The sequence below is a fragment of the Flavobacterium sp. 28YEA47A genome, assembly GCF_041262125.1.
Classification (GTDB): domain Bacteria; phylum Bacteroidota; class Bacteroidia; order Flavobacteriales; family Flavobacteriaceae; genus Flavobacterium.
Genome location: NZ_JBGCCI010000010.1, coordinates 26,953 through 45,977, shown reverse-complemented (window position 1 = coordinate 45,977; position 19,025 = coordinate 26,953). Strand labels below are relative to the sequence as shown.

17 protein-coding genes and 1 riboswitch are annotated in these 19,025 nt (G+C 37.7%); of the genes, 8 read left to right on the top strand and 9 right to left on the bottom strand.

Going from position 1 to position 19,025, the window contains the following annotated elements:
- Nucleotides 1-14: 14 nt before the first annotated feature.
- The 6 genes from ABH942_RS14425 to ABH942_RS14400 all read left to right on the top strand — a co-directional run bounded on the left by ABH942_RS14425 (nt 15) and on the right by ABH942_RS14400 (nt 8,420).
- Nucleotides 15-3,113, top strand: a complete 3,099-nt coding sequence (locus ABH942_RS14425; protein WP_370033163.1) for a SusC/RagA family TonB-linked outer membrane protein — start codon at nt 15-17, stop codon at nt 3,111-3,113.
- Nucleotides 3,114-3,124: 11 nt separating this feature from the next.
- Nucleotides 3,125-4,543, top strand: coding sequence for a RagB/SusD family nutrient uptake outer membrane protein (locus ABH942_RS14420; RefSeq protein WP_370033161.1), 1,419 nt, complete (start codon nt 3,125-3,127; stop codon nt 4,541-4,543).
- A gap of 131 nt (nt 4,544-4,674) precedes the next feature.
- Nucleotides 4,675-5,574: a MerR family transcriptional regulator gene (locus tag ABH942_RS14415; protein WP_370033159.1), complete on the top strand. Its 900-nt coding sequence runs from the start codon at nt 4,675-4,677 to the stop codon at nt 5,572-5,574.
- A gap of 54 nt (nt 5,575-5,628) precedes the next feature.
- The gene (locus tag ABH942_RS14410) at nt 5,629-7,092 is read left to right on the top strand and encodes a phytoene desaturase family protein (RefSeq protein ID WP_370033157.1); all 1,464 of its coding nucleotides are present in this window, start codon (nt 5,629-5,631) and stop codon (nt 7,090-7,092) included.
- A gap of 21 nt (nt 7,093-7,113) precedes the next feature.
- Nucleotides 7,114-7,953 (top strand): phytoene/squalene synthase family protein, encoded by an 840-nt coding sequence (locus ABH942_RS14405; RefSeq protein ID WP_370033155.1) that lies wholly within the window; start codon nt 7,114-7,116, stop codon nt 7,951-7,953.
- A gap of 8 nt (nt 7,954-7,961) precedes the next feature.
- Complete coding sequence (locus ABH942_RS14400) at nt 7,962-8,420, top strand: sterol desaturase family protein (protein ID WP_370033153.1); 459 nt, start codon at nt 7,962-7,964, stop codon at nt 8,418-8,420.
- A gap of 47 nt (nt 8,421-8,467) precedes the next feature.
- On the opposite strand, the gene ABH942_RS14395 is transcribed toward ABH942_RS14400, so the two are convergent.
- From ABH942_RS14395 to ABH942_RS14375, 5 genes are read right to left on the bottom strand one after another with little or no spacing between them, the layout of a single operon-like run.
- On the bottom strand, nt 8,468-9,001 hold the full coding sequence (locus ABH942_RS14395) for a DUF4252 domain-containing protein (RefSeq protein WP_370033151.1): 534 nt from the start codon (nt 8,999-9,001) through the stop codon (nt 8,468-8,470).
- A 10-nt stretch (nt 9,002-9,011) separates the two neighbouring features.
- Complete coding sequence (locus ABH942_RS14390) at nt 9,012-9,554, bottom strand: DUF4252 domain-containing protein (protein ID WP_370033149.1); 543 nt, start codon at nt 9,552-9,554, stop codon at nt 9,012-9,014.
- Between the two features lie 34 nt (nt 9,555-9,588).
- Nucleotides 9,589-10,068, bottom strand: coding sequence for a DUF4252 domain-containing protein (locus ABH942_RS14385; protein WP_370033147.1), 480 nt, complete (start codon nt 10,066-10,068; stop codon nt 9,589-9,591).
- Between the two features lie 5 nt (nt 10,069-10,073).
- Nucleotides 10,074-10,514, bottom strand: coding sequence for a hypothetical protein (locus ABH942_RS14380; protein WP_370033146.1), 441 nt, complete (start codon nt 10,512-10,514; stop codon nt 10,074-10,076).
- The gene (locus ABH942_RS14375; protein ID WP_370033144.1) at nt 10,501-11,010 is read right to left on the bottom strand and encodes an RNA polymerase sigma factor; all 510 of its coding nucleotides are present in this window, start codon (nt 11,008-11,010) and stop codon (nt 10,501-10,503) included. The genes ABH942_RS14380 and ABH942_RS14375 overlap by 14 nt, the downstream gene beginning before the upstream one ends.
- Before the next feature lie 136 nt (nt 11,011-11,146).
- Here ABH942_RS14375 and ABH942_RS14370 point away from each other — a divergent pair, with 136 nt between their 5' ends.
- Nucleotides 11,147-12,601 (top strand): S41 family peptidase, encoded by a 1,455-nt coding sequence (locus ABH942_RS14370; RefSeq protein WP_370033142.1) that lies wholly within the window; start codon nt 11,147-11,149, stop codon nt 12,599-12,601.
- A gap of 64 nt (nt 12,602-12,665) precedes the next feature.
- Here ABH942_RS14370 and ABH942_RS14365 read toward each other — a convergent pair whose 3' ends face one another.
- Genes ABH942_RS14365 through ABH942_RS14350 form a run of 4 tightly spaced genes read right to left on the bottom strand, consistent with a single transcriptional unit; the run spans nt 12,666 to nt 17,851 of the window.
- Nucleotides 12,666-13,640, bottom strand: a complete 975-nt coding sequence (locus ABH942_RS14365; RefSeq protein WP_370033140.1) for a T9SS type A sorting domain-containing protein — start codon at nt 13,638-13,640, stop codon at nt 12,666-12,668.
- Between the two features lie 6 nt (nt 13,641-13,646).
- A complete protein-coding gene (locus ABH942_RS14360) occupies nt 13,647-14,942 on the bottom strand; it encodes a DUF5074 domain-containing protein (RefSeq protein ID WP_370033138.1) in 1,296 nt (431 codons plus the stop codon).
- Nucleotides 14,943-14,968: 26 nt separating this feature from the next.
- Nucleotides 14,969-16,015, bottom strand: coding sequence for a DUF5074 domain-containing protein (locus tag ABH942_RS14355; protein ID WP_370033136.1), 1,047 nt, complete (start codon nt 16,013-16,015; stop codon nt 14,969-14,971).
- A gap of 3 nt (nt 16,016-16,018) precedes the next feature.
- Nucleotides 16,019-17,851, bottom strand: coding sequence for a TonB-dependent receptor plug domain-containing protein (locus tag ABH942_RS14350; RefSeq protein ID WP_370033134.1), 1,833 nt, complete (start codon nt 17,849-17,851; stop codon nt 16,019-16,021).
- A gap of 30 nt (nt 17,852-17,881) precedes the next feature.
- Nucleotides 17,882-18,077: riboswitch (cobalamin riboswitch) on the bottom strand.
- Between the two features lie 74 nt (nt 18,078-18,151).
- Between ABH942_RS14350 and ABH942_RS14345 the strand changes: the two genes are divergently transcribed.
- A complete protein-coding gene (locus tag ABH942_RS14345) occupies nt 18,152-18,985 on the top strand; it encodes a T9SS type A sorting domain-containing protein (RefSeq protein WP_370033132.1) in 834 nt (277 codons plus the stop codon).
- Nucleotides 18,986-19,025: the final 40 nt, after the last annotated feature.

Here is a 19,025-nt window from a genome sequence, read left to right as displayed (position 1 = left end):
CAAATCTTTTAAAAATGAAGAGTAAACTATCAAAAATTCTATTCGGATTTTTGCTTCTCAACGCGCTAATAGCAGCAGCGCAAGAAAAGGAAATTTCCGGCTATGTTACTGATGCGAACAGCCTTTCGCTCCCCGGTGTTGCTGTAGCGATAAAAAACACTACGCTAGGAACCCAAACCGATTTCGATGGAAAGTTCACTATTAAAGCAGCTCCTGACGATATTCTTGTCTTTACTTTTTTGGGATACAAAACCCAGGAAATTAAGGTTGGAAACCAATCCAGTCTGACAGTACAGCTTTTGGATGAAAGCCTTGGGTTAGACGAAATTGTAATTGTAGCCTATGGTACTCAAAAGCAACGTGCGGTTGTTGGTGCTATTGGAAAAGTGAGCAGCGAAGTTTTGGAGAAACAGCAGGCCACTTCGGTAATTTCAGCCTTACAAGGTTCTGTTCCGGGTGTCAGCGTTATTAATTCAAGCGGACAGCCGGGTGAAAGTCCTACAATAAGGGTCAGAGGAATCGGTTCTATTAATGCATCTGCTTCTCCACTGATTATTGTAGATGGTGTTCCATTTAACGGAAACATTAACTCTATCAGTTCTGACCAGATTGAATCGATGAATGTCCTGAAAGATGCGGCTTCAACAGCCTTATACGGTTCGCGTGGTGCCAATGGAGTAATTGTTATCAAAACAAAATCAGGTAAGAGAAATTCACTGCCTCAGGTAAGTTTTAGAGTTTCATCAGGAATCTCCAGCGATGCTGTAAAAACCCATGAAGTTTTGGGCACTAACGACTATGTAAAATATTTATGGGAAGCCCGAAAAAACACGTATCAGTATGTGCAGGGACAAACGCCAGAAAATGCAGCTAATAATGCCGCTTCAGGTTTAGTTAGCGCATTGGGATACAATCCGTATAACGTTCCAAACATTATCGATTCGAACGGACAGTTAAATCCAAATGCTCAATTAAACTGGCAAACCAATTGGAAAGACGAACTGTTTAGAAACCAAAGTTTCAGGAATGAATACAATTTCAACGTAAGCGGCGGTAGCGATAATACGACGTATTTCTTTTCCGGAAATTATCTAAATCAGGACGGATTAGTAAAAACCTCAAAGTTTGAACGTTCCACCTTCCGATTGAACCTTGATACCAAAGTAAACGACTGGCTTGAAATTGGCAGCAATGTTGCTTATTCCGCTTCCCGACAAAACTTTCCGGTGCAATCCGGTACTTCTTTTACAAGTGCCATGAGCTGGATTTATGCAATGCCAAGCGTATATCCTGTATACAGACGAAATCCTGATGGCAGTCTTGTTGCTGGAAATATTTTTGACTACGGAAACACTGCCCAATTGGTTAATGGAGTACGTCCGTTAATGAGTGGTGATAATGCTGTTGGTTCACTTTATAACGACCAAAACCGGAACAACAGAAGTAATGTAAATCTTAACGGATATGCTAAGTTTTTATTGACGGACAATCTTTCTTTCAAGACCAATTTGGCTTATGAAGATTACAACTATGATGCTAAGGAATACATGAGTTCGGTTTATGGGCAAGCATCAAGCGTTAATGGTAGGGTAAGCCGTGAAAAGACGAGCACAAAAACCATAAACTTCATCAATGCATTGCGTTATGACAATAATTTTGGAGATCACTCCATAGGTGTTGATGTAATTTACGAAGCCTACCAATCCAAAAATGACCTGTTTGCAGCTTCTTCGACCGGATTTTTGCCTGGCGTGACGGTCATAGGCGGCGGAACTACTCCTGAATCTATAGATGGATACGTTTTGGAAGACCGTTTAAACAGTTTCTTGGGAAGAGTGAGTTATGATTTTTCAAACAAATATTTCCTTGAAGCCTCTTACAGAAGAGACGGTTCTTCCCGATTTTCGCAAGATGTACGTTGGGGCAATTTTTACTCGGTTGGAGCTTCCTGGATAATCTCGGACGAGAATTTCTTAAAAGACAGCAATGTTCTCAGTCTCTTAAAATTAAGAACTTCTTATGGTGAATTGGGTAACAATCAGACAACTTCGTATTTTCCATATATCCAAAGTTTTGAAACTGGTTTCAGCCAATTAGAAAACCCGGGCGTATTGCTAGGCAATCGGGTCGATAAAAATCTGACCTGGGAAAAAACGGCATCATTCAATATCGGATTGGATTTTAGCCTTTTCAACAACCGTCTGGAAGGTTCGGTAGACTACTATAACAAAAGCTCAATTGACCTTTTGTACAATGTCCCTATTCCATCATCAACCGGAAATACAAGTGTTTTGACCAATGCTGGCTCTCTAAGAAATTACGGACTTGAAGTAAGCCTGACATCGCATAACATCAAAACTGACAATTTCTCATGGAATACGAATCTGAATTTTTCTTTAGACAGAAACAAGGTTACGGAACTAACGCAGGATTCTTTTATCACTGGCTTGAACCGATGGGAAGTAGGTCGTTCGCTCTATGATTTTTATTTGAGAGACTATGCCGGTGTTGATCCAAATGACGGTTATGCCATGTGGTATAAAGATGTAACAGATGCCAACGGTGTTGTTGTTGGTAAAGAAACCACGAAAGATTATGATGAAGCAACAAGATATTATAACAAGTCAGCTCTTCCTAAAATCATTGGAGGTATTACAAACTCTATCCAATATAAAAGATTTGACGCAAGCGCCTTATTCAACTTTAGTTTAGGCTCTTATGTTTATGATTCGGATTATGCTTCATTGATGGGCGGAATTTCAAGAGGACGACAAAGCTCTCCTGATATTGAAAATCGTTGGACAAAACCGGGAGACATTACCAATATTCCGGTGCTGTTAAACTCAACCAACAATTTTGCGGCGGCTTCTACGCGATTCTTGTATAAAAACGATTACCTGAGATTAAAAGCCTTAACGATAGGATACACCCTTCCAATTGAGAACATTCACAATTTGAAAATCAACCAGGCAAGAGTTTACCTTCAGGCTGATAACCTGCTGACGTTCCAATCACATAAAGGAATCGATCCGGAACAAAGTATTAACGGTACAACCAATTTTAGGTCGCCGCTTTCAAGAACCGTGACATTAGGATTCAACCTTAATTTTTAATACCTAAAGACATGAAAAAAACATATATTTTACTCGCTCTTATATCTGCAAACCTTTTGCAAACCGGATGTTCTTCGGATTTCTTAAACGATCCGAAGCCAACAAATAATGTCACTCCCGATGTTATTTTTAGCAACCGCGCAGGTGTCGATGCCTTTATTGCGGGAATATTACGATTGAACCGAGGACAGTTCCTTAACAATGAAGCCGCCGGATTGCAGTCTATTTATTTTGCGAGAAGCGTCAGGGGCGAATCGTTAATCCAGAAACAGATTTGGTTTGGTGACGATTATGATTTCCAAAATCGGGAAGCAACTTATACACGTCCTAATTTTACATGGAGATTTTCATATAAGATTATCGACCAGTTGAACAACCTGATTCAAGGAATTGATTCCAGCAGTCAGCTATCAGAACAGGACAAGCGAGAAACAAAATCGCAGGCTCTGGCGCTCAGAGGATTTTATTATTTCCAATTGGCTTTGGAATTTGGTGATGCCTACCAGTCACCTAAAAACCTGCAATTCCCGCCTATTTATACGGAACCGACTTCTGAAGGAAAAGGCATGTCGACAAAAGCTGAATTTTTCGGCCAGATTTTATCCGATCTTGAAACGGCTGTCGCTGGTTTGTCAGACGAACGAATTGACAAATCGTACATCAACAAACAGGTGGCTCAGGCTTTTTTAGCACAGGTATATCAATATGTTGGAGATTGGAATAATGCTAAAATTACAGCCAATGAAGCCTATGGCGGAAATACTGCTTCGGTGTTGGATGCGGCAAGCTATTCCAAAGGATTTAATGATTTTAATGCCAGAGAATGGTTATGGGCTTTGCCACAAACGGCAGACCAAAGCGCCTATTACATGTCACATCCGCACGCCATGATGGATCACGTGGCTGTAGCTTATCACGGAACATTTGTCAATGATGATTTTGTCAGCCTGTTTTCTGCAACAGACGTCAGGAATTTGTTTTCAAATCTTTACAATGCTCCTGTTGGCGACTGGCAAGAATTTGTGACTTCAAAATTCAAGTTTACATTTGATGCCGATATTCCTATCATCCGCTACCCGGAATTGATTTTGATTGAAGCCGAAGCTGAATACCGTTTGGGCAACGAAAGCAGAGCACGAGAATTACTGGATGCGATTCGTTTGAATAGAGACAACCAGGCACTAGCTTCAACAGCTTCGGGCAATGCTCTTTTTGAACTTATCCTAACGGAAAGAAGAAAAGAACTTTACGGTGAAAACGGTGTCGAATGGTTTGATGCAAAACGTCTGTTACGTGGCATTACCCGAACTGGAAATCATAGAACTCAAATCAATCTGGCTCCAGATGATAAACGATTTGAGCTTAAGATTCCGCAAGAAGAAATTGATGCAAATCCACACATCACGAGTTCAGTAAACAGTAACCGATAAAATAGTTAGTTATAAACCCTAAAAACGCAATCTGCATTATGTGGATTGCGTTTTTTTATACCGCCCAATATCCCGCATATCTCCAATACTGATTTATTTTATTATTTTTGTTTAACAAACCATCAAAAACAATGAACAGCACTAAAAGTGTTTTCAGTATTAAAGACCTGGAAAATTTATCAGGCATAAAAGCCCATACCATTCGGATATGGGAAAAAAGATATAATATCCTTGAGCCGATGCGTACTTCTACAAACATCAGGCTATACGATGCTGAAAATCTACAAAAGCTGCTTAATATTACGTTGTTGCACAGTCATGGTTATAAAATATCCAAAATCTCAAAATTCCCACCTGAGAAGATTCCGCAGCTTGTGAGCGAAATCGTTTCGGATAAGAACATAAAACATCAGGCTATCAGTTCGTTTAAAATAGCAATGATGAATTTTGACACAAAGCTGTTCCATACCACTTATGACAATCTTCTTATCACCAAATCGTTCGGGGAAATTTTTAAGGAATTATTCATTCCCCTATTAAATGAGATTGGATTACTCTGGCAAACCGGAACAATCACGCCTGCCCATGAACATTTTATCAGTTATCTTGTCCGTCAGAAGTTAATAAACAATATCGAACAGCTGCAACTTGCTGCACCGCTCAAAAAAGATAAAGTCTTTGTATTGTACCTGCCACAGAATGAAATTCACGAGTTGGGACTATTATATCTTAACTATGAAATTCTTTGCCATGGCTACCAAACAGTTTATTTGGGACAATCTGTTCCGGTTGAAAATTTAAAAGGATTGTCTGCCCATTTTCAAAATATCGTATTCCTGACGTATTGGACTGTTGCACCGGAAACCGATACCATTCCTGACTATCTTAAAAAAGTACAGTCTGAAATTTTGAATAACGACAGTACTGAACTTTGGATTTTAGGAAAAATGGCACGCCATATCGAATTGGAAAACCTCAACCCAAAAATTTCCGTACTTACTGCTTTACAAGAGGCGCTAAACAAACTATAATTATTTCTTAAAACCTCAATTTTGTTTATCATTTTGTTATATTTGTTAAACAATATGGGCAAAAATATCAAAATCATAGGTTCCGGCTTTTCTGCTTTGGCAGCGTCATGCTATTTAGCAAAGCAAGGCCATTCTGTGGTGATTTATGAAAAAAATGCAACCTCCGGAGGACGTGCCAGACAATTAAAAAAAGAAGGCTTTGTTTTTGACATGGGCCCAACCTGGTACTGGATGCCTGATGTTTTTGAACGATTTTTTGCCGATTTTGGAAAAAAGCCATCAGACTATTATGATTTGTCTAAATTATCGCCGGCTTACAAAGTCTATTTTGGAGAAAAAGATAGTATTACCATTGCTGATAATCTGGAACAGATAGCCACAGCGTTTGAAGATGTAGAAAAAGGCAGTTCTCAAAAACTAAAAGAATTTATTTCGGAAGCCCAAAGCAATTATGACATCGCCATAAAAAATTTGGTTTACCGTCCGGGAGTTTCACCTTTAGAATTGATAACGCCAGAAACTATGATGAAGGTCGGGCAGTTCTTCGGCAACATTTCAAAAGATGTACGCAAACGGTTTAAGGATAAAAAGATAATTCAGATATTGGAATTTCCGGTATTGTTTTTAGGTGCTAAACCTTCGGATACGCCATCGTTCTATAGCTTTATGAATTTTGCCGATTTCGGACTCGGAACCTGGCATCCAAAAAACGGAATGTATGCCGTAGTCGAAGCCATGCAAAAACTGGCAGAAGAATTGGGCGTAGAAATAAAGACCAATGCTGTTATAAATGAAATTAGTGTAGCAGATGGAAAAGTGGAAGGGCTTATTGTGAATGGAACCTCAATGGAAGCCGACATCATTGTAAGCGGCGCCGATTATCACCATACAGAAACCCTCCTGCCACAAAAATACCGATCGTACTCTGAAGAGTATTGGAATAAAAAAACGTTTGCCCCGTCCAGCCTGCTCTTTTATGTAGGTTTTGACAAAAAGATAGCCGATGTAGAGCATCATACCTTATTTTTTGATGTGGATTTTGAGAAGCATGCCGCCGCCATATATGACGACCCAAAATGGCCTGAAGAACCATTGTTTTACGCCAGTTTTCCATCAAAAACCGATAAGAACGCTGCTCCTGAAGGAAAAGAAGCCGGAATATTTTTAATTCCGCTGGCACCAGGCATAACCGATACGGAAGAATTGAGAAACGTTTATTTTGGCAAAATCATGGAACGTTTTGAGAAACTTACCGGACAAAGCATTCGAAATAATATTATCTTTAAGGAATCCTTTTGTATCAATGATTTTACAAAAGAGTACAATTCCTATAAAGGAAATGCATACGGATTGGCGAATACGCTTTTGCAGACCGCCTTTTTAAGGCCCAAACTCAAAAGCAAAAAAGTCAAAAACCTATATTTTACAGGCCAGCTAACGGTTCCTGGACCCGGAGTTCCTCCTGCATTGATTTCAGGAAAATTGGTTTCGGAACTGATCCGGAAGAACAAATCTTAGAATTGCTAAACCACAACCACCATGAAAGCTATTTTTGACTACATTTCCTTTGAATCCAGCAAAAGCGTGACTAAGGCGTACAGTACTTCTTTTTCTTCTGCCGTAAAAATGCTTTCCCCAATTATCCGCCAGGATATTTACAACATCTACGGCTTTGTACGCTGTGCCGATGAAATTGTCGACAGCTTTCATGAATACGATAAGAAAAAATTGTTTGATTCTTTCGAACAGGATTTTTATCATGCCTTAGAAGATGGCATCAGCCTGAATCCCATATTAAATTCATTCCAGCATACCGTAAAAAAATACGACATTCCTATCGAACTGGTCAAAGCTTTTTTGGCAAGCATGCGTTGGGATCTGACCAAAACAGAATGCCAAAATAAAGACGAATACCAAAATTACATCTACGGTTCTGCTGATGTTGTAGGGTTGATGTGCTTAAAAGTATTTGTAAAAGGTGATACGGCAAAGTATGAAGAATTAAAGCATAGTGCCATGAAATTAGGATCTGCTCTTCAGAAGATAAACTTTCTGAGGGATATGAAAGAAGATTTTGAAAGTCTTAACCGCACTTATTTTCCAAATGCAAATCTGGAACAACTGGATGAAGCATCAAAAAAACAAATCATAGACGAAATTGAAAATGATTTCAAACATGCTTACGAAGGCATTATAAAACTACCTATCGAAGCCAGACTAGGCGTGTACACAGCTTACGTCTATTACAAAAAACTGTTATATAAGCTAAAGAAAACACCTTCGGCTAAAATAAGAACCACACGCATACGCGTTCCTGATTATGAAAAGCTAAGTTTGTTTGCCAAATGCTATTTCAGCTATAAATTGAACATTTTATAATTCGCATTATGTGGTTACATCTGATTGTTTTTATACTTACCTTCTGCATCATGGAATTTATGGCATGGTTTAGCCATAAATACATCATGCATGGTTTTTTATGGAAATTACATGCCGACCATCATAAAAAAGACCATGATTCGTGGTTTGAAAAAAATGATTCTTTTTTTATCATCTATGCCGTCATCAGCATTATCTTTTTTCTTTTATGGCAGAACAATATTCTTGAAATAGGATTGGCTATTGGGTTAGGAATCTTTACATATGGCTGTGCTTATTTTTTGGTACATGACATTTTTATCCATCAACGGTTTAAGCTATTCAGAAACACTGACAATCGGTACGCGAGGGCCGTAAGACGGGCACACAAAATGCATCATAAACATATCGGGAAAGAAGATGGAGAATGTTTCGGAATGCTGTTGGTTCCATTCAAATACTTCAGACAGGAATTCCGTAAAAAATAAAAGCGCCCAAAATTGGACGCTTTTATAACTAACCATAACAACCTAATCTAATTCGGTACCATTTTTTGCAGTGGTTTTAACTGCTCAATATCCAGATTTGCTTTTTTCAATACAGAAAGCATTGTCATTATTGATGATGGAGACATATTCTTGCCCAACACTCTGACTACTGCGAACCCTGCATCATTTTTATTGGCATAAAGCACAAACTCATCAATTGCATCATCTTTGCCTACGAAGTATACGGCTCCGCCTTCTTTTCCTGAATTCACCTTAATAAGCTCCTGATATTTTTCATTCTTCAGGATAGTCTTGACTTTAGCACGCTCTGTCTCATACTTCGCCGGATTTTTTTCATCTGCCTTAAACGCTAAGATGTTCATCTTTTTTAAGGTTTCCAGTGCCGTATTTTCTTCGGCAGAAATCTCAGATTTGTTCAATCTCAATATGTCTGTCGTAAGGTCAAGAGCGATAAAATCTTTTGATTCCGTGTTTTCAACAAAATATTGCTGTAAGGTTGGTTCTGAATTGCAGCTCCATAACATAAGGCATATTGCCGCTACTATTGCAAGTTTTTTCATGGCTTTCATTTTATTTTGGTCCTTTCGGTCCTTTTGGTCCTTTCGGCCCTTTTAATCCTTTTTTCAATGCGTCTCCACCCGGAAGATTGTCTGTCAATGCCGATACGTCGTTAAGGTCAAAATCACCTCTCAAAGACATCAAGACTGTTTCGTCTTTGCCACCGCCTTCGATAAACATCAGCAGTTCTTTTACTCTGGTAGAAGAGCCTCCTGATTTGACATAAATCTTGATGTTTTTTCCACCTTCGTTGACTCTCATGAGTTCTTCCAGGGCAGCAGACTTAAGATATTTATCAGAAGTCGCTTTCATATCAGACGTTACCTTAGGATCCGATGTAACGAATACCCTCAAGTTATCAAGTTTTTTGACCAGATTCATATATTGCTGTGATTCTTTGTCATTTGACTTGATGTTTCCCATCATTTCAAACATTTTTTTGTTTACGATGACTGCTGTTACTTCATCAAGCCCGTCATACTTGTCAAAAGCTGACTGTCCGAAAAAGGTGAGCGGCATTAATGCTAGGATTGCTGTTATTAAAAACTTCTTCATTTTAGTTGTATTTACTGATTTTTATATGCGTTTCTTATTTTGACAAACCGTCAAGATTGGCAAGGTCAATGTCACCGGTAAGTGAAATCAAAACTGTATCTTCACCTTTTTTATCTCCTCCGTCGATAAACATAAGCAATTCTTTTACTTTAGAAGAATTTTTTCCTGATTTCATGTAAATCATTACATTCTTTCCATCGTCATTTACTCTTAGTAATTCTTCAAGGCCTTCTTTTTTTCTGTAGGATTCGAATGCCGATTTCATTTCTGCCGCTTTTTTGATGCTTGATGTAGAGAACAATCTGAAATTATCAATATTGTTGGCCATCTTCATGTATTTTGCCGCTTCCTTCTGTTTTACATCCGGTTTGACTTCTCCAAGCATTTCAAATGCTTTTTTGTTTACGATTACGGAAGTAATGTCATCCTGCCCGTCAAATTTATCAAATACTGACTGTCCGAAAAAGAAAGTTGGAACTAAGGCTAAAGCTAGGGTAATTATAAATTTTGTCATTTTTTCTAATTTTTAAATATTAAGTTTTTTGAATCTTGGTACTCTTTAACGTATTGCATACTTTCAACGCCTACATTCACATTCTTAGACAACAATTTCAAGGCTTTTTGCGTTTCTTCAAACGCTTTTTCAGGATTGTTATAGGTACCTAAATCCTCGCTCTGATTGATGTTTCGGTTGTAAAATGTAAACATGCCCAGCATAATCACAATTGATGCTGCAACTGACAACCACGCTACCTGTAATTTTTTAGATTTTAGCGGTATTTGCTGCTCGAACTTTTGCTCTTTTGCTGAAGAGAAATAACCAAACATTGCCTTGTAATGCTCCAAATGCTGCGCAACATCTGCAGATGAAAAATAAGATTTTAACTCATTTTCTTCGGCAATAGAGGTTTCTCCCTCAAAGTATTTTTCTAATAATATTTCTATTCTATCCAATTCCATAACTGTGTGTTTTTGTCATAAATTCTCTAATCGTCTTCCTTGCTCTTGAAAGCGCAACTCGCACTGCGGTTTCATTCATATCCATCATTTTGGCAATTTCTTCAAATTCATATTGTTCAATATCTCTAAACTGAATAATCATTCGTTGCTGTTCCGGTAGTTCGTTAATCATTTTTTCAACCCATCCCAAGCTATCCCGGTCTTCAAGCTGCTTTTGCATTCCGGCCTGTCCATCTGTATAATTATTATGTACAATCTGGAGGTTTCCGGCTCTTTTTGATTTTAGCTGATCCAGACAATAATTCTTTGTAATTGTCATGGCAAAAGCTTCAACACTATTATACTTGTCCAACCCATTTTTTTTATCCCAAAGCTTGACCAAAACTTCCTGCGTTGCATCTTCTGCTTCCTCCGTACTGACAAGCAGACGCTTGGCAAGCCTAAAGACTTTATCCTTAAAAGGAGTTATCAGTTTTACAAACTCAGATTGGTTCATTATTTAACTTTTAATTGGTCGGTTATATAATCAAGACGAGCCACTTTATTTTTTGTTACAAGAAAAAATTGAAATTAAGACTAAAACCTCTAAATTTACGTTAATTATATTGCTATACCAATAAGATAATCTGTTTATGAAAAAGACTTTTATATTCGCAATCCTTTTATTCATCGGAATTTCCGGCTTTTTTGCTTGTCAGGATGACCTTGATGATATTGAAGTTCCAAGAGAATTAAAAATTAACGATTTTATTTGGAAAGGGCTTAACTTATATTATTATTGGCAAGCTGATGTAACAGATCTTTCAGATAGCCGCTTTGCTAATCAAGGTGAATTGAATGCTTATCTAAATGGTTTTAGCTCTCCAGAAGATTTGTTTTACAGTCTTCTGAACAATTATCCTAATACCGACAGATTTAGTGTAATTTTCAGCGATTATACGGTTTTAGAAGGCGTTCTTAGCGGAAATACGGCTAATAACGGAGTGGATTATCAACTGTTGCGAAAAACGGAAGGTTCAGATGAAGTTTTTGGTTGGGTACGTTATATTCTCCCAAATTCAGATGCTGCTTCTAAAGATATTCGTCGTGGTGACATTTTTTATGCCGTGAACGGAACTCCTTTAAATGTCAATAATTACAGAGAATTGCTTGCCGGACAGAATTATACCTTAAATCTGGCCGATTATGATAGTGGTAATATTACTCCAAACACACGTTCAGTGGCATTGGCCAAAACAATATTGGCTGAAAATCCAATCCTGATTAATAAGGTTCTTACTTATGATACGCATAAAATAGGCTATTTAATGTATAATGGCTTTTATGGAGAGTATGACAATAATCTGAATACAACCTTTGGGCAGTTCAGAGCAGAAGGCATAACTGATTTAGTATTAGACCTGAGATACAACTCCGGTGGTGCAGTCAAATCAGCCGCGTATCTTGCGAGTATGATTACCGGACAATTTAGCGGACAGGTTTTTGCAAAACAACAATGGAATGCCAAAATCGAAGATTATTTTAATGACAATGATCCGGAACAGCTTATTAACCGATTTTCAAATAATATCAGCGGTAATGCTATAAACAGCCTAAATCTGACTAAAGTATATGTATTGACTTCAAAAAGTACGGCTTCTGCCAGCGAATTAGTCATTAACGGACTAAAACCTTATATTGAGGTTATCCAGATTGGAGACGTTACAACTGGAAAAAATGTGGGTTCTGTAACTCTATATGATTCACCTTCGTTTGGAAAGCAAGGACGTTCCAATCGTCATAAATATGCAATGCAGCCTATCTGTTTCAAAATTGTGAACTCAACAGGATTTGGGGAATATCAAAATGGTCTGACTCCTACTACACCTCAAGTTGAAAATTTAGGTGATCTTGGTATTCTTGGCGAGCCTACTGAACCTCTTTTGAGTATCGCAATTTCACAGATTACAAACGTAGGAAGAAGAAGAGTACAACAGCCTGAAAAAATATACGAAGCTTTCAAAGACCGTAAATCAATGCAGCGATTTGGAACAGAAATGTATATTGATAAGGTTCCGGAGGGAATTAAAGATTTTTTCAAGTTTTAATCGATAGTAAAAAACAAAAAGGCTTCCAAAATTTGGAAGCCTTTTTTATTGTAAGGTTGCAAGATTATTTTATAATCAAACGTTCATTAACCTTTTTTGTTCCGATATGTATCTCTACTATATACATTCCTGTATTTAATCCCGAGACCGGAATAGCTTCCTCTTCCTGAATGTTCTTTTCATAAACAATTCTGCCAGACAGATCATAAATTGTTATCCTGGCACTTTCTTTCAGATTACGGATATAGAATTTTTCAGAAGCCGGATTTGGATACAGAGCCATTGCTTTTCTGGAAGCATGGCCTATACTCAATGCGCTTTGATGGATTACACCAACGGCATCCAAGTCAAATCCTCCCGAATTAAATGGCGTAGGAAAAGAATCATTCACTGCATTTCCATAACTGTCATAAGTAGCATACGACGGATCTATAGAGCCTACAACATCGATTACTTTTACATGTGTAATCTTGTTCTTATCTAACAAGGGATTGTCTGGAATATCCGTCAAATCAAAAGGCGTTCCTTTACTTCCGTATTTTCCTGCCAGATTGTTTAGAAAAGGTGCTGAAGGTGTCCCAAAAGTTCCAATCTGGGTAGCGGTCTGCGTTTGGCTATGCGCCGGAAATCTAAAAAAATTGATTCCGTCAGAACTTACTTCTACAAAACCAAGCTCTAAAAAAGCAGGGCCACCGTTTTCAAAAACAGCAAAATCAAATCCCGGTCCGTTAATGATTGGCAATTCAAATGTCAGAATTGCACTGCCTTCATCACCCAAACTCACGATGCTTCCATTTGCAGGTCCTAATGCATTTTCAGGAATACCAGCCGAAGCCCGGTTGCTCCCTGAAACAACAAGACTTGGATTTGCCTTATTGATATAGCCTCTTTCCACTGCAACGCCAGTAGCCCAAGCTACAAAAAGCTGACTATTTGGCTCTATAGCTGTCGAACCAGCCACTCCTGCTTCCGGTGCATACGATTGCGCTAAAACCGGAGAAAGAGCCATAAAAGACATCAGGGATAAGATTCTTTTCATTCAGTCTTATCTTTTTATTATTTTTTGAACACTTGTAGTATTATCAATTGTGATTTCCACAACATACATACCTGGATTTAATTCCGAAATACTAACTCCAGATGTAGCATAGGCCTGGTTTTTTATCAATCTTCCTGCCATATCATACATCTTTATCGTAGCCGGTTTGTCTGTACTCACATATAAATGGTCTGTTGCCGGATTAGGATAAAGCACAACATCCAGCTTTGTATGTCCTCCAGTTCCCAAATTGCTATCAACAGCTTTGATGAAACCATTAGGCAATTTCCCTACAGTATAGGTATTTGACAAAGTTCCATCGGTTGTGGAATACACATATACTTTACCGTTAGATACATAATTAACCGCATCTCCTACATATAGCTTGTTATTGATGATTTCCATTCCGTAGATTCCATATTGGTTCTGTGGAGGAAGTGTAAAGAAAGGCGTTGCTGGTATCGCAGTATCAGTAATCTGAGCTTTGTAAACATTTGCATCAATACCATAATACATATTGTTGCCATCGATTTTCAAATTCGATGGATGCTTTTGAGGAAAATCAACCTGTCCTATAACAGTATTGGTTTCCGTGTTTATTTTTACTAAAGCTCCAAAAGTTTCTGATCCTGACCAGTTTGGTTTTCCACCACAAAGCACATACAGAATCCCATCTTTTTCTACCATAGAATTTGGAACATCGCCTACCTGAATAGTTTGTTCCAATGTATTTGTTGTTGGATTGATTACAGAAATTCTGTTTCCATAACCATAACCTCCCTGATGTGCTACATAAAGCTTTCCGTTTATTTCCAGAATTCTTTCAACACCTTCAGCCAAAGCAATATTCGCTTCAATTGTATTTGTAGAAAGATTAATTACGGCCACATAATCATCATTCGCATTTCCTCCGTTACCCCAATTGGTTACATAGGCTTTTCCATTACTAAAGGCAATATATCTCGGATTGTTAAGTCCTGTATTGATAGTCGCTACATATTGAAATGTCTGGCTATTGACAATTTTAATCGTATTAGAAATATTCAAAACGATATAAGCATAATCACCGTGGATAGCGATATTTTGAGCCGTATCTCCAAGAGCTCCGTCATTAGGATTTACTGTTGCATAAATATTGTTTTGCAGGTCTCCTGCATTGGAAAGAAAAGAAACCGAAGAATTGTTAGATCCGGCACCTCCTTCATTCAGGATAAAAACGCCATCATTAAAAGTTTGTCCAAAAACCGGCAAAGCGGTAAAAGATAATAAACTGGCTGCAAGAAAGCCGTAAAGTTGTTTCATGGAATTGAGTTAAAAAAAATTGATTATTAATTGAAATTAAAGCCGTTTGGTCCCACACCTACTGTAATTGTTCTTAATAGGGAACCTGTTGTTGAATAGATATAGGCTTTGCTGTCTGAAGCGAAATCTCCTCCATCAGCAATATAAATCTTACCATCGTTTACTGCAAAACCATACATTCTTCCATATTCTGATTGAGATTGATAGGTAAGCAATGGAATTGACGGAGCCGCAGTTGCATTAATTGGCATAGCGTAAACAGCCGTATCCACTGTATAGTAAATCTTATTGTCTTCAATATTCAGGTTTTTAGCTCCTGCTGAAGTCGGTGCCGCAACAGTAACCGGAGTTCCTACAACCGTATTGGAAGCCAGATTGATTTTTGCAAGTTTTTCAGAACCTAAAACATATAGGATACCGTTTTCTTCTTCAAAAGAGTTCGGGCTAAATCCTAATGGAATAGTAGCTTCTACTGTATTGTTTGCAGGGTTAAAAACCGTTACGGACGTACCATTACCATAAGAACCATTCGCAATATAGAGCTTGCCATTTTCTTCAATTATTTTTTCTGACCAAACACCTATGGTTACAGTACTGGTAGAATAATCCGAAAGATTAATTACCGCCAAGTAATCGTCTGCTCCTGTTTCCCATCCCGCCGCATTGGTTACATAAGCCTTACCATTGGCTACCGCTCCAAATCGTGGATTTTGCAGGTTGGTACTGATGGTTGCAATAAATTCAAAAGTATAACGGTTAACGACCGTAATTTTATTAGCCGAACCTGAAATGATAAAAGCTCTCGTATTATCAAAGAACATTGGCTGAAGGTACGTTCCTAATCCTGCCGCTCCGGGATTGACATTCCTGAAAACATCTTGCTCTACAGCACCAGAATTGCTAATAAAAGTGATAGAGCTGGTAGTAACGGTTGAATTTCCTTCATTTACTACAAATACTCCATTATCATATTGACCTAATGATACGTTTGGAGAATTGTCATCACTGCTACATGAAGCCAAAAAAAGCGAGCTTGCAATCAGCATCAAAAAAAACTTATTTAGCTTTTTCATATTTTAAAAATTTAAGGTTAGATACATATTAAAATTTCTTCCAGGCAGAAATCTGCTTTCTACACTGGCATAGTTTTCATTTAGAAGATTCAAGACTTGAAAACCCAAAATCCAGGAATCTTTTTTTCCAAAGTCATAGCTTATTGAAGCATTATTTACAAAATAGGCATCAATATTATACCGCGAATTGTTGTCAGATCTTGTAAAAACTTCTCCGTTATATAAACATTGGTAATCCACAGCCAGCTTATTCCATGAATAACCCAATGAGGAAGTAGCCTTATGGTAGGGAACATAAATTAACTGTTTCTTTTTTTCCATATCTTCTGAAACGGTATAAGCATAAGTTCCATTCAATATGAAATGGTGTTTCCCAAAACTTTTGGACCAATTGAGTAAGGCTTCTCCTCCGTAGGTACGGACTTTGTCTGTATTTTGTGGTGACCAAACAGAACCATTCGGAATCCAGCGAAGCATATCTTTAATATCGATATAATATCCGGTCAATGTGACCTTGAAACCTGCAAAACGGAATTCGTTTCCTATTTCTGCCTGATAGGATGACTCCGGTTTTAAATTTTCATTTCCACCCGGCTGCCAATACAAATCATTAAAAGTGGGTACTCTGAAATTTTTTGATCCGTTCAGTTTCAGTGTATAAAAATCAGAAGCAGCCCATTTAGTTCCTAGAGAAAATAAGAATGGGCTTTTGTAATTATTGGTAAATTCTTTTCTGAAACTTAATTCATAAAGTATTTTTTGTGTCAGCTTATGCTTAAATAGCAGACTGGCAGAACCGATGTTTCTTTGCTCATTTTTAATATCCGAACCTTCTCCTTTATTTTGAGTAAAATCAACAACTGCATTCAACTTGATAGCATCGCCGGCATCAAAAGCAAGGTCATATTTCCCAATGTAAGTCCTGACTTGTCCATACGTGTATATATCTGAATTGGTGTTGCCAAAATATTTATACTTTTCGCTGAGGGCGGCTACTTTTACTTTGGAAACAAATTTGCCGAAAAAGCTATCCCATTCCAGTAAATTCCTCGAATTCAGGTCTTGGTATTTGGTTGGAGTTTCAGAAGGGAAGATTAGCGAAAAATGTCTTTCCCCTTCAAATACCTGACTGTATAGTTTTAAGAAGTTAGCCTCATTAATTTTATAACCCACTGCTGCATTCAGGCTGGTATTATAGTATTGTCCGTTTAAGTTTTTACTATCAGAATCCACAAAATCATAATCATTATCCGAACTGTTTCTGGACACACTTACCTGAACACTGAATTTGCCATTAGAAGCATCGATCTTATAGTTTCCGCCAAAAGTGTTGAAACTGCCATAATTTAATCGAAGTGTATTAGAGAAATGCTCTTCAAAATTAATTGTGTTATTGAGGTGGATACTTCCGCCAATGGCGCTGCTTCCGTAAATAGAACTTCCGCCTCCGGCGCGGACAGCAATAGAATTGAAATCTCTGGTAGTGATAGTATTGAAATCCGTCTGACCGTTCAATTGCGAATTAATATTGATACCGTTCCAGACAACGGCAGTTTGCTGCGCAGTTGTTCCTCTGAAAGACGGAGAAGATACCATGCCAAGACCGTTTTCTTTAAAATAGATTACGGAATTATAATTCAGCAATGAGGTAAGTGAAGATTGATTTTTGTTGATAATCGAGTCCGGCAATTTCAATACAGACTGCGAATCCGAATAATCCTTAAGTTGCAGATCTGAGATCTCTACTACTTTCAAATTATGAATGCTGTCGTGCTGTGCCAATACAGATTGGCAGATGCAGAAAAACAAAAACAGGTATAGCTTTCTAAAAATCATAATTTTCGAAACCTTTTTCCCGAAGGTTTGATAATTGTTAAGAAAAAAGGCAGGTCTCCTGGCTTGCGTCTTGCTGTTTACCTTCCCATCCGCTAAGCGGACAGTGGTTTGTAGATAACAGCAAGCTAAATAGCTTACAGTTGCGGGAACAGCTTTGGTTTTACACCAAATTCCCTTTTAATGTGATTTGTAACAATAAATCACAACCTTAATTCGAGTGCAAATATACTACATTAAGTCATATACTTTTTGCTGTTTCATTAATATTTATATCTTTACAATACCTAACAGTCAACATTTATGAGAAAAATAATACTTTTATTGCTAATTCCAATAGCGTCGTGGGCGCAAAACACCGGAGTTGAAATGATGTTGGTCAACCAACAAGTAGGAACTCCTTTGAGCAATTGGGGCGCTACTACTTCAAACGATCAGGGTTTGAATAGCATATTACAATCATATCCTATTTCAGAATATACATTAAAAGGAGGAAATCCTTATTCCGAATATGAAGGAAGAATTATACAGATCAAATGTGTAGGTTGTAATCTTAATGGACTTAAAGCTGATTTGGAGGCTTATTCTTCGGTCGTTGCAAAAGCATATCCTGCAAGTCAGACTCATTTCATAAATACTTTGTCTGTAGTTTTACAAAACGCAGCTGTTGGAACTCCTACGGGAACTACTGCAAATATTGCAACTACAAATGATTCAGGCCTAAACCAAATTTTTCAAAATTTCAATGTCAGGTCATTTGACCCGGCCGGAAGTCCAGTCGAGTATAAATTAAGCTGCGATTGCGATAACACTCAATTAAAAATGGCTTTAGACAACTACAACAATGTTGTTCAGAGTACAGGCTATAACACTGCTGCTTATTTGTTAAGCAACGAAGGTTTTAAAAATATAAACCCTAAAATTTACCCAAATCCTTTCAATTTGAATTTCCAAATTGAAACAAACGCTACTATTTCAAATTATTCATTATACGATATTTCCGGAAAGCTCTTGATTTCTACTGATTCAAAATCAAGACTGGATAATCAATCCGGCCTGCTTTCAAACGGTGCTTATTTTTTAAAACTAACGTTTGACAACAATCAGAACTATACTCAAAAACTGATTAAGATTTAAAAAGTAGTCTAAGACAAACACAAAATCGCTCTGAGAAATC

Bases quoted from the DNA above. Each gene is read 5' to 3' on its own strand.
- ABH942_RS14405 (WP_370033155.1), top strand. From the start codon at position 7,114: ATGAAAGCTATTTTTGACTACATTTCCTTTGAATCCAGCAAAAGCGTG.
- ABH942_RS14360 (WP_370033138.1), bottom strand. From the start codon at position 14,942: ATGAAACAACTTTACGGCTTTCTTGCAGCCAGTTTATTATCTTTTACC.
- ABH942_RS14355 (WP_370033136.1), bottom strand. From the start codon at position 16,015: ATGAAAAAGCTAAATAAGTTTTTTTTGATGCTGATTGCAAGCTCGCTT.
- ABH942_RS14400 (WP_370033153.1), top strand. From the start codon at position 7,962: ATGTGGTTACATCTGATTGTTTTTATACTTACCTTCTGCATCATGGAA.
- ABH942_RS14370 (WP_370033142.1), top strand. From the start codon at position 11,147: ATGAAAAAGACTTTTATATTCGCAATCCTTTTATTCATCGGAATTTCC.
- ABH942_RS14350 (WP_370033134.1), bottom strand. From the start codon at position 17,851: ATGATTTTTAGAAAGCTATACCTGTTTTTGTTTTTCTGCATCTGCCAA.
- ABH942_RS14420 (WP_370033161.1), top strand. From the start codon at position 3,125: ATGAAAAAAACATATATTTTACTCGCTCTTATATCTGCAAACCTTTTG.
- ABH942_RS14410 (WP_370033157.1), top strand. From the start codon at position 5,629: ATGGGCAAAAATATCAAAATCATAGGTTCCGGCTTTTCTGCTTTGGCA.
- ABH942_RS14415 (WP_370033159.1), top strand. From the start codon at position 4,675: ATGAACAGCACTAAAAGTGTTTTCAGTATTAAAGACCTGGAAAATTTA.
- ABH942_RS14365 (WP_370033140.1), bottom strand. From the start codon at position 13,640: ATGAAAAGAATCTTATCCCTGATGTCTTTTATGGCTCTTTCTCCGGTT.
- ABH942_RS14395 (WP_370033151.1), bottom strand. From the start codon at position 9,001: ATGAAAAAACTTGCAATAGTAGCGGCAATATGCCTTATGTTATGGAGC.
- ABH942_RS14385 (WP_370033147.1), bottom strand. From the start codon at position 10,068: ATGACAAAATTTATAATTACCCTAGCTTTAGCCTTAGTTCCAACTTTC.
- ABH942_RS14390 (WP_370033149.1), bottom strand. From the start codon at position 9,554: ATGAAGAAGTTTTTAATAACAGCAATCCTAGCATTAATGCCGCTCACC.
- ABH942_RS14375 (WP_370033144.1), bottom strand. From the start codon at position 11,010: ATGAACCAATCTGAGTTTGTAAAACTGATAACTCCTTTTAAGGATAAA.
- ABH942_RS14425 (WP_370033163.1), top strand. From the start codon at position 15: ATGAAGAGTAAACTATCAAAAATTCTATTCGGATTTTTGCTTCTCAAC.
- ABH942_RS14345 (WP_370033132.1), top strand. From the start codon at position 18,152: ATGAGAAAAATAATACTTTTATTGCTAATTCCAATAGCGTCGTGGGCG.
- ABH942_RS14380 (WP_370033146.1), bottom strand. From the start codon at position 10,514: ATGGAATTGGATAGAATAGAAATATTATTAGAAAAATACTTTGAGGGA.